10 protein-coding genes are annotated in these 9,048 nt (G+C 44.0%); 1 reads left to right on the top strand and 9 read right to left on the bottom strand.

Annotation, left to right across the window (positions count from 1 at the left end; genetic code table 11):
- Positions 1 to 34: 34 nt before the first annotated feature.
- The 4 genes from VIN08_RS00745 to VIN08_RS00730 all read right to left on the bottom strand — a co-directional run bounded on the left by VIN08_RS00745 (position 35) and on the right by VIN08_RS00730 (position 3,034).
- Positions 35 to 1,474 (bottom strand): arginine deiminase family protein, encoded by a 1,440-nt coding sequence (locus tag VIN08_RS00745; RefSeq protein WP_331958741.1) that lies wholly within the window; start codon positions 1,472 to 1,474, stop codon positions 35 to 37.
- A 90-nt stretch (positions 1,475 to 1,564) separates the two neighbouring features.
- Positions 1,565 to 2,218, bottom strand: coding sequence for an ATP-dependent Clp protease proteolytic subunit (locus tag VIN08_RS00740; RefSeq protein ID WP_331958738.1), 654 nt, complete (start codon positions 2,216 to 2,218; stop codon positions 1,565 to 1,567).
- Positions 2,219 to 2,229: 11 nt separating this feature from the next.
- Positions 2,230 to 2,496, bottom strand: coding sequence for a hypothetical protein (locus tag VIN08_RS00735; RefSeq protein WP_331958735.1), 267 nt, complete (start codon positions 2,494 to 2,496; stop codon positions 2,230 to 2,232).
- Entirely contained in the window at positions 2,477 to 3,034 is a 558-nt protein-coding gene (locus VIN08_RS00730) for a sigma-70 family RNA polymerase sigma factor (protein ID WP_331958732.1), read from the bottom strand. Before VIN08_RS00730 ends, VIN08_RS00735 begins: the two co-directional genes overlap by 20 nt.
- A 323-nt stretch (positions 3,035 to 3,357) precedes the next feature.
- Between VIN08_RS00730 and VIN08_RS00725 the strand changes: the two genes are divergently transcribed.
- Positions 3,358 to 4,539: a PQQ-binding-like beta-propeller repeat protein gene (locus tag VIN08_RS00725; protein WP_331958729.1), complete on the top strand. Its 1,182-nt coding sequence runs from the start codon at positions 3,358 to 3,360 to the stop codon at positions 4,537 to 4,539.
- A gap of 108 nt (positions 4,540 to 4,647) precedes the next feature.
- On the opposite strand, the gene VIN08_RS00720 is transcribed toward VIN08_RS00725, so the two are convergent.
- The 5 genes from VIN08_RS00720 to VIN08_RS00700 all read right to left on the bottom strand — a co-directional run.
- Positions 4,648 to 5,457, bottom strand: coding sequence for a hypothetical protein (locus VIN08_RS00720; RefSeq protein ID WP_331958726.1), 810 nt, complete (start codon positions 5,455 to 5,457; stop codon positions 4,648 to 4,650).
- Positions 5,454 to 5,978, bottom strand: a complete 525-nt coding sequence (locus VIN08_RS00715) for a hypothetical protein (RefSeq protein ID WP_331958723.1) — start codon at positions 5,976 to 5,978, stop codon at positions 5,454 to 5,456. Before VIN08_RS00715 ends, VIN08_RS00720 begins: the two co-directional genes overlap by 4 nt.
- A 243-nt stretch (positions 5,979 to 6,221) precedes the next feature.
- Positions 6,222 to 6,638 carry an EamA family transporter gene (locus tag VIN08_RS00710; RefSeq protein ID WP_331958720.1) on the bottom strand — a complete coding sequence of 139 codons (417 nt, stop codon included), beginning with the start codon at positions 6,636 to 6,638 and terminating at the stop codon, positions 6,222 to 6,224.
- Positions 6,639 to 6,679: 41 nt separating this feature from the next.
- On the bottom strand, positions 6,680 to 7,735 hold the full coding sequence (locus tag VIN08_RS00705) for a hypothetical protein (protein ID WP_331958717.1): 1,056 nt from the start codon (positions 7,733 to 7,735) through the stop codon (positions 6,680 to 6,682).
- A 34-nt stretch (positions 7,736 to 7,769) separates the two neighbouring features.
- The coding region (locus VIN08_RS00700; RefSeq protein ID WP_331958714.1) for an FAD-dependent oxidoreductase at positions 7,770 to 9,048 on the bottom strand (1,279 nt) is incomplete at its 5' end.

Raw genomic sequence — 9,048 nt, 5'->3', positions numbered from 1 at the left:
TATAGAGGTCGTTATAAAATGTATATATAGTATATCAAAGATTGTCGCGCAGCAGGGGCATACTCATACAATGAAATCCACCGCGTGCACGTGAAAGTTCTGCCGATGGCATCAGGATCAATGTATCTCGCAGGTCATCTGTTTTTACTCTTCCGGCTTCGAGGTCTCCGAGTAATTCATGTACATGTATAATGGTAAATCCCTGGGCGCGGAAGGCTTCCGTTGTTTTATCATTGCGATCATAGCCGAGTACTACACCTTCGCGTAATGCGAGCACGTTGCAGGAATCTGTCCATTGTTCGCGAACATCATACGGAAACTCATTGTTACCCGAGTAGATGAACTGCGTTTTATCGACACTGCGCAGATCGACTTCGCTGATGTGCGCGAGCAGATCTTCCAGACCATCGAAATATACCGGGTTCTCCAGATCATCCCTGCGAAACTGCACGATCCTGATCGGGTCGTCCTTCTTTTTACTTTCGAGTATCCGTTCAATCGGGTCAGCATCTTCCTTGCGGATACTCTTGCGCGAAAAGCTTCCGAGCATAACCCATACGTTGCGTTTCACCTGTGTGAAGATCGTATCGATGTGCATATAGTCGCGCTTCTTGGGGATGCGTATTACCGTGATCTTGTCAACGATCTTCTTTTCAAACAATGCATTTACTACCTGGTGTGCCGCTTCAACAGTGGTTCGCTCACTGACACCTACCAGTAAATGATTGGGCGTTACCATCATTACATCGCCTCCTTCCAGGGTAACTTTTTTATCATCGCTCTCTTTCGGTAATAAGAAGTGATGCGATGAATCTTCAATTTCGATAATGTTCTGCCGATACGACTCAAACAATGTATGGTTGAAGAATATATACTTTGTTAACAGGGCTTCGCGTGTGCGGGCTTTTTTGGCAGGCCGGTTCAAAAGTATATGATCGTTGATCACCACCCCTATATCGCGGGTAAAAATAAAATTCGGTATAGGAGCGAAGAGCATGCGGCCATCTTTCAATGTACCGCTGATCAATACTTTGGAAAGCGCTATCGGCTCCAGCTCGAATAATTGTTTTTGTGTATCGTACGAGCAAAACTCTACGGCGCAGACCGATGCTACCAGTTTTAGTTTGATGGTGTTATCGCGAAGTATATCGGCCAGCAGCCATTGCAACTCGATCACCTTATCGGACGCATGAAAGCCTGCGTTATCGGGCTTGTAAAAAGTACGATTGCTTTCGGCAGCATCAATGTGATGAAGTTTGCCCGCAATTTTTCCGGGGTCGAGAAAGTATAGCAGAATACGGGTATAATAATCATATTCCTTCTTGCGAATGGTATCGAGGTGAACAATGTCTTCGAATAACCAGTCTTGTGCTTTGGAGGGAACAACTTTACCGAGGCTGCTGTCAGGGCTGTGTACAAGAAGTCTGCGTAATGTACCGATCTCTGAGCTTACGTGAATCGCATGGTGGCTCATAAAAATAATTAAGCCACAAGGAACGAATGCCTTTTGTGATTTACAAATGCAATATGACTTTTCAGTGGGTAATTATATCGGTATAATCACTTACGATGGTACTGCCGGTTGAAACATGCTTACATGTGCCTCTGCATTATTCAATACGATCACATCGCTGATATCGCCCAGGACTTCATCGATTAGTCCGAACGACTTGGCTTCCGGTGCACTCATAAAACGATCGCGTAAAAAATAGTCTTCAATCTCTTTCCAGGTATGTCCGGAATGTTTACCCATCAGGTGAAAGAGTTGTGTTTGCAAGCGCTCCTGTTCGCGTGTAGCAATGCGTACATCTTCGGTATATCCCTGCGCCCCACCTCCGGTAGGGTGCATGTGTATAGTAGCATGCGGCAGTGCATAGCGTTTTCCTTTTCTGCCGGAAGCCAGTAGCGCTGTTCCCATACTGGCCGATACACCTACCGCTACAGTTGAAACCGGAGCTTGTATCATTTGCATGGCATCGTATATAGCGAGGCCGGCATATACACTTCCTCCCGGACTGTTAATATACAGGTTGATCTCTTTTTTCTGATCAATGCTATTCAGGTATAAAAGCTGCGCGACAATAACATTGGCCACCGCATCATTAATACCTGTGCCCAGGAAGATTATGCGCTCCTTCAATAACAAACTATAGATATCATAGGCACGCTCTCCGTGTGCACTGCTGTCGATCACCATCGGTATCATGTTCGCTTGCATATAAAATGTAATTATTGAAAGAGTTGATAGATCTGTTGTTGAAAAGCTGCGTGAGCCGGATCATTAAAGCGGGCGCGGTGGACAGCCGCGGCTTCTTCCCGGATCTTTTTGCGATGATAACCTTTTACGACTATATATACTTTCCTCAATGCGGCTACATTCCATCGCAGCAGCGGTTCCGTGAGAAGTCGTGCCTGAAAGACTAACGCATCTTCCGGTGACAGTTTGCCTGCTATATATCGCTCGGCCAACGCTATATCATTCAGTGAAGTCCTCATAGGTAAACGCTTTTTCTTTTATAGTGTCTCTTACTTTTTCCAGGCATTTATACTTTTGCACAGTAGCAGAACGTTCGGTAACAAAACCGAATTTGCCGGCCAGCTTTTTCATCGGTAACTTTTCGTAATAAAAAGCTTGCAGAAGCTCCAGGCATTTTTGTCCTGAGCGCGCTAACAGCGAAAGAAGTTTTTCGTTGTTAACAGCAGGGTAGAAGTCGTCCGGTATGGTAATGCTTGCTTCGAGGTGATCAAGCGAAACCTTCTTGCGGTCGTGTGCAAATTTGCGTATCCACAAGTGCTTGGCTATACCCATAATATAGGCTTCGCGCGAAGCAGAAATATCAAATGCTTCATGCTGACTCTTCTCATAGAATATCACCAGGGCATCCTGAAATATATCTGCCGCATCTTCCAGTGTGCCATTCATCTTGCTGATAAACCTGGCAACACCCGGAAAGGCCGTTGTGTAAAGCTCTTCAAAGAGCTTCGTCCGCTCCATAACGGGCGAGACGAGTGTATCGGGTTCCATAATCTCCATGCGTTGCTGTTCTATAGATATGTGCTTTGCTCTGTGAATATATCACCTCTTTTTTGAATATTTTTTTGTTTCCCGCATCCCGATAGCTACCGGAGGAGATTTACGCAGAGAAAACAAAAGCTGAAAGTAAAAGCTGGGATACCTCAACTTCGATATTCGTTGATCGGTTCCTTGTTCGATATTCGTTAGTCGTTATATTTCCTTTGTGAAACCTAGCGTCTTCTTTGTGCAATTTAGTATAATGAATTTTAACCTTTCAAGCAGTATAAGCCTCCAACTTTTTAAATATATTTGATATATACTGACTAACCCCAACGCCCTTTATGAGATTTGTCTTGCTCATACCTGCTATCTTTTTTACTTCGGTTGTTTATAGTCAAAGCCCTGTTGTGTTATGGAAGTATCCTTCCGGTGGTGCTATATATTCTTCAGCAGCAGTCGGTGGTAATAATATTTACTTTGGGAGTGATGATACACATGTGTATGCCCTGAATAAGAATACAGGTAAGATCGTATGGAAATTCAAAACGAATGGCGCAATCAAGTCAACTCCGGCCATCGAAGAAAATAAAGTTATAGTCGCCAGTGCAGACGGAAGTATATATGCGGTGGAGAAGGATAAAGGAAATGTGCTTTGGAAATTCCAGACGAGAGGAGAGCAGCGCTATGATTTGTGGGACTACTATTTGTCATCGCCTGTGGTGGATGGTCATATAGTATATGTGGGGAGTGGTGACAGTTCGGTGTATGCGTTGCAGGCAGCTTCCGGCAAAATGATCTGGAATTTTAAGACCAATGGTACTGTGCATGCTACACCGGTTGTAAAAAATGATACAGTATTCATAGGCAGTTACGATGGATACTTCTACGCATTGGCTGCCAGAAGCGGAAAACTCTTCTGGAAATTTAAAACGGTAGGAGATGTAAACTTTCCAAAAGGCGAGATACAGCGGGCTGCACTTCTATATGGTAACACCGTTGCTTTTGGCAGTCGCGATTATAATATCTATGCGCTTGATACCAGAACGGGTACCGGTAAATGGAATATGAAAGAGATTGGCAGTTGGGTTATTGCTACACCCTTCTTTTATAGGGATCATCTATACTTCGGAACATCGGATACACATCGCTTTTATTGTATGAATGCCTATTCCGGAGAAGTGAAATGGAAACTTCCGCTTAACATGCGGGTATATGGTTCAGCAGTTTTGGCTAATGAAAATATAGTCTTTGGTAGTTTTAATGGTAAGCTTTACTTGGTTAACCCGGAAACCGGGAAGATTAACGCGACTTTTCAAACAGAAGAGAGCGCCAAACGATATAGCACTGTATATGGTGACAATAATGAATTTAGAAAAGGCTTTGAGTTATACGGACAGGACTATATTACTTCCGAGAAGCAGATACTTTCATTGGGGTCTATACTTTCCGACCCGGTAGTTGATGGTAATACAGTATACTTCGGAGACACGAATGGATTTTTCTATGCTATAAAGATAAATTAGGTTCCCACGGAATTCACAGAGTAACGCAGAAGGAAATGCACAAAGAGTAAGTGTAAGGCTTAAAGTAGTACGGCCCCGCTTTAGGCTTTGCGCTTTTTACTTTAAACTTCAGTCCCCTCCGCAACCACCGCTGCATCCGCCACAACCACTGTCGCCACCGCAGCCGCTATCACTGCTGTCGCTGCTGTCACTACTGTCGCTGCTGCAACCGTGACTATGGGCGTTGTCGAAGCTGCCGGAGTAATCGCTAAATGTACTCCAGCATGCAGAGCTGCATTCGCCGGAAGTATCACCAGAACCTGTTTTCATCTCATCGATAAATATTTGTTCCAGTTCTTTTAGCATAGGCAGGCTAAGGCCTTGCAGTAGAAATATATTGCCACCGATCGTGCGCAGTGAGTCGAGGCCCGCCTTGTCATTTTCCTGTATATAGCGTGCAACTGTTTTTTCGAGTTCACTGATCTCCAGGTTTACCTGATCCCGTAGTTGTTTACCAGCGCGGGTATATTCAAAGCCACCGAATAATATATTATGAAAGTGCTTTTCAAACAGGCCGTCCATCGCGCCATTTTTCCTGATTCTGTTGGTATAGGATCGGTGCGAGACGGAATTTTGGAAGCCGATCTTTACCATGTTATTGAAGAGGATGATCCGATCATGATTTTTTCCAAAAGACATAAGGAACACCTCTTCGTGAAATTTACTGCGATGTTTTTTGAAGTTCCTGCCTGCCTTTACATACCGGTAGTTTTTGACAGGATCTTTTGCATTGCTTTGCTGTTGAGCTTCGTCTATTTCAAGCACTTGTTTTATCAGCAGGTCAAGCAAGGTATACTTTAAGAGGTCTTTGAGAGACGAACGGTATTCATGACGGAGTAACAGAATTTCGGCAGGGGTAAGTTTAGATAGATGTTTCACTTGAATGGTTTTTTAATTAGCCAGTATATATCGCGGTTAACACGCTGAAATTTTTCGGGCTTGAATCTCTTTTGGTTAGAAGGCCACAGGTCTGCAGGAGCGCTGTATCCAAAGTATTGTTGGTATAGCTCCAGCGTGCGTGTATACCAGTCGTTGAATTTTGATTTTTCCTGGTTGCCGCCTTTGGTAGGACCGTGGTGAATTTCACGCTGCAATACGGAACCACATAATTCTTTCCAGTATGAATAAGTGTATAGTAAATGCAGGTGCCATACCTGGTCAACCTGGTCGGATGGTGTGAGTGGAAGATTGGAGACGCAGATCAGGAATATAAATTTCTTGTATTCGTCAATAGCGCGTAAGGCAAAATCGAGCGTCCATCCGTTCTCACGTGCCAACCTGTCACTGAATGCCAGTGAAGCCTGTGGATCATCTATTTCAAACGATTTGATCTTGTTCCAAAGCAAGGTTTGGTCAGTTGTCCAGGAAATCAGTTGGGGAGGAATATCAATTTCTTTCATGCGTGCTCTGCAGCAATATAGCAGAAAACATGATAGGGAAGGTATAGATATTTTTGATTCCCATATCTATATATACCAACGGATTTTGATAGGGCGATGTTTCAGTCTGATTGAATTTAATGACCGTATATTTCCCGCAGATTTACGTAGAAAAAATGTAAGAGATGAAAGTCCGTAAGTCAGAAAATTCGGCAGGAGTTGTATGCAAGACTCTTGGGCTCAACCTCCAGCGGCTTGCAGCCATTATTTAATTACTAAAAATATACCAGCTAAAATAAGTGCAGCACCGAGCGCAGTTTTCAATGTGATCGATTCGTGCAGGAATACAATGGAAAGTATAATGGTGAGCGCAACACTGAGTTTATCAACGGGAGCCACTTGCGATACATTTCCTACCTGCAATGCCCGGAAGTAAAATAGCCACGATAATCCTGTGGCAGCTCCGGATAATACGAGGAAGAGTATATTTTGCCGGGATAATGAAGATGCATGCGAGGTGAAGTTGCCTTTAAAGAAAACAATGCTCCAGGTAATCACCAGAATCACCAGCGTGCGTATAGCCGTAGCAAAATCCGAGTCCATATTTTTTATACCAACCTTTGCCAGTATCGCGGTGAGCGAAGCAAAGAATGCCGAGAGTAAAGCGTATATCCACCACATAATTCTATAGTTTTATGCTAAAGATAGTGTATATATCTGAATCAGATTCTTGCGTGGTTGTCTTTCGAGAAGCGCCAGATGAATCCGTCCAGTACATAGTGCGTCAGTTGAGGGAGTACTAACAGTGGGACAATGATGGAGAGCAGCACAGGATTTTCGAGCGGTGCCCATTGAGCAAAGAAAGGAAATATGTCCGTATGATCTTTCCATACAAATATATCCCACAGTGTTTCTTCGGTATAGGCTAACAGGATAAGCACAAAGGCAAATACAGCTATGCCTTTGATGCCAAACGAGAACGTGGTGTTAGCTTTCTTTTCACCATGTATCCAGATGAGTCCCATATACGGTATACCATGTGCTACTACATTCAATAAAGTAAATACTAGGTCTCCATGAAACATAACAATGCCCACATACCAGGAAAGGTACGTGCCGATCATGATCATGTTCTTCGGAATGTTGAATACTCCGTTTCTATAGCTCACAATTCCTTCTTTGATGCTATAGATGGCAATGATCAGAATAAAAATACCTGTGAGTATCGGATCAATGGCAAGTCCATTCAGCGCAATAAAATCACCTTTTACAAACCAGCTCAGTTCCTGCGTCAGGTGCAGATGCCAGTATAGCAGCGGATATAGCGTAGCGTTATAAATGGCGAGTGTATCAATAATGCGTATCAGTTTTGATGATCTTTCCTTGCGGGAATATAATCGCATAAAACCATACTGCTGCCGCACAAAGTGGAACACAGCTATATAAGCGAGCACACGCCAGAATATACCGGCACTATAAAAATGCAAAGTAGCCCCCACTATAAAAGCCACTGCCGGAATAGTGAGCAGCAGATGTTTATATTGATGAAACGTAGGGCGATCCCAATACAACCGAAACAAGGTGCTATATACATGGCTCACATCAATGCACAATACCAGAACAATCCACCAGAGCGAAGTAACTTCGTGCCGGGTAAAGTAATTCTGAAAGAGGAGTACAACAGCTACGGGCAGGAGCGAAGGAGCCAGGATAAGCCAGGTTTCCTTGGCAGGGCTGCTGAGCCAGGCTTGCGTTGTATGTGGCCGATCCGGTGTCATGCTTCTTGGCTGCCTATAGATAGTTTATATTCGATCAGGTACGGGACAATGTTTGCCATGCCTGTTGTGCCGCCTGGTGTCCATGATAGAATGCTTCTTCGAAGATAGAGATTCCGCTGAGATCGGAGTGTGCAAAGTATATTCTTTCACACGGTGCCGATGCTGCTTTTCTATCAGCACCCCAGACAAATCCCGGTGATGGTTTGATCATACCGTGTCCCCATACCCAGGTGTCCAGTTGTTGAATGTGCTGTTCTATATTCGGATGCGGTACCTTCAGGTCTTGCAGGATAGTATCTTTCCATTCATGCCATGTTCGTTGGTAAGCCTGCTGCCGCGATGATTTTATATCTCCCAGCAAAGGTTTATAGTAAGTAATGATCTTCTCTTCTCTCTCACGACTGATCAGTTGATGAGAGGCATTTACATATCCCACAGAGTTGCTTCCGTAGATAACATTGTCCCAGCACAGTCGTTCACCTTTCTTTTCTTCAAGCGATGCATCCAATGAAATGTTCGCTACCATCCACGGTGCATATTGAAAGCGGCTATAGTCTACTGGTCGCTCAATTCCTGTATGTAAAATACGTTGTGCTATAAATTGGGGTGTTGCTATAATAGCAGCACCAGCGTACAGTTTTACAGTATGTTGTTTAATGGCATCGTAGTATAAAACTTCAACGCCTTTTTCGTGCAAATTTACCTGGTATACCAGCGAACGTGTATATATATGTGGCTCCAGATTTTTTCGCAGTTCTTTTATCAACCAGTAATTTCCCTCGGGCCAGGTAAGCACAGTATCGTACGAAGCGTTGGCGGCTTTGCCTTTGCGTGATGCAAAATAATGTATACCGGCCCAGGCGGATGTTTCTGCCAATGAAGAACCATAGTCGTCAGCGCAGCAGTAGTTAACATACCAATGGAGGTAGGAAGAGGTAAATCCCCTGTCGTACAAAAACTTCTCCATTGAGATCGTATCGAGTTGCAAGTATAGCGCATCATGTGAAGAGAGATCAACCGGTATAGCAAATGCTTCACGCCCATCCGAGCCACGTTGATCGCGAAAGTTATGCATCATCGCCATGAAGTGCTCTATCTGTTCGCGATCGCTGGCCGGTATACCTTCGTGTGGTATAATGCCGTCTTGCCAGTAGTGGTTAATATATAGTCGCTCTTTCGGATCAAAACATAAGTGATAATCATTATATACCGGCAAGCCATTTTCATAACCGGTAATAACATTCGCCTCCTGTAAAAATGTAAGCAGTTCCGGATCGTTGTTACCGGGTAATGGTAAATAATGTGCCCCCCAT

This window comes from Ohtaekwangia sp. (assembly GCF_036568665.1).
GTDB lineage: Bacteria > Bacteroidota > Bacteroidia > Cytophagales > Cyclobacteriaceae > Ohtaekwangia.
Note: the sequence above shows the minus strand (reverse complement) of the source record. Positions and strands in the feature narration are given on the sequence as shown.

What these genes read in the sequence shown, in the direction of transcription:
- VIN08_RS00745 (WP_331958741.1), bottom strand. Translation starts at nt 1,474, where the DNA reads ATGAGCCACCATGCGATTCACGTAAGCTCAGAGATCGGTACATTACGC.
- VIN08_RS00740 (WP_331958738.1), bottom strand. Translation starts at nt 2,218, where the DNA reads ATGCAAGCGAACATGATACCGATGGTGATCGACAGCAGTGCACACGGA.
- VIN08_RS00735 (WP_331958735.1), bottom strand. Translation starts at nt 2,496, where the DNA reads ATGAGGACTTCACTGAATGATATAGCGTTGGCCGAGCGATATATAGCA.
- VIN08_RS00730 (WP_331958732.1), bottom strand. Translation starts at nt 3,034, where the DNA reads ATGGAGATTATGGAACCCGATACACTCGTCTCGCCCGTTATGGAGCGG.
- VIN08_RS00725 (WP_331958729.1), top strand. Translation starts at nt 3,358, where the DNA reads ATGAGATTTGTCTTGCTCATACCTGCTATCTTTTTTACTTCGGTTGTT.
- VIN08_RS00715 (WP_331958723.1), bottom strand. Translation starts at nt 5,978, where the DNA reads ATGAAAGAAATTGATATTCCTCCCCAACTGATTTCCTGGACAACTGAC.
- VIN08_RS00710 (WP_331958720.1), bottom strand. Translation starts at nt 6,638, where the DNA reads ATGTGGTGGATATACGCTTTACTCTCGGCATTCTTTGCTTCGCTCACC.
- VIN08_RS00705 (WP_331958717.1), bottom strand. Translation starts at nt 7,735, where the DNA reads ATGACACCGGATCGGCCACATACAACGCAAGCCTGGCTCAGCAGCCCT.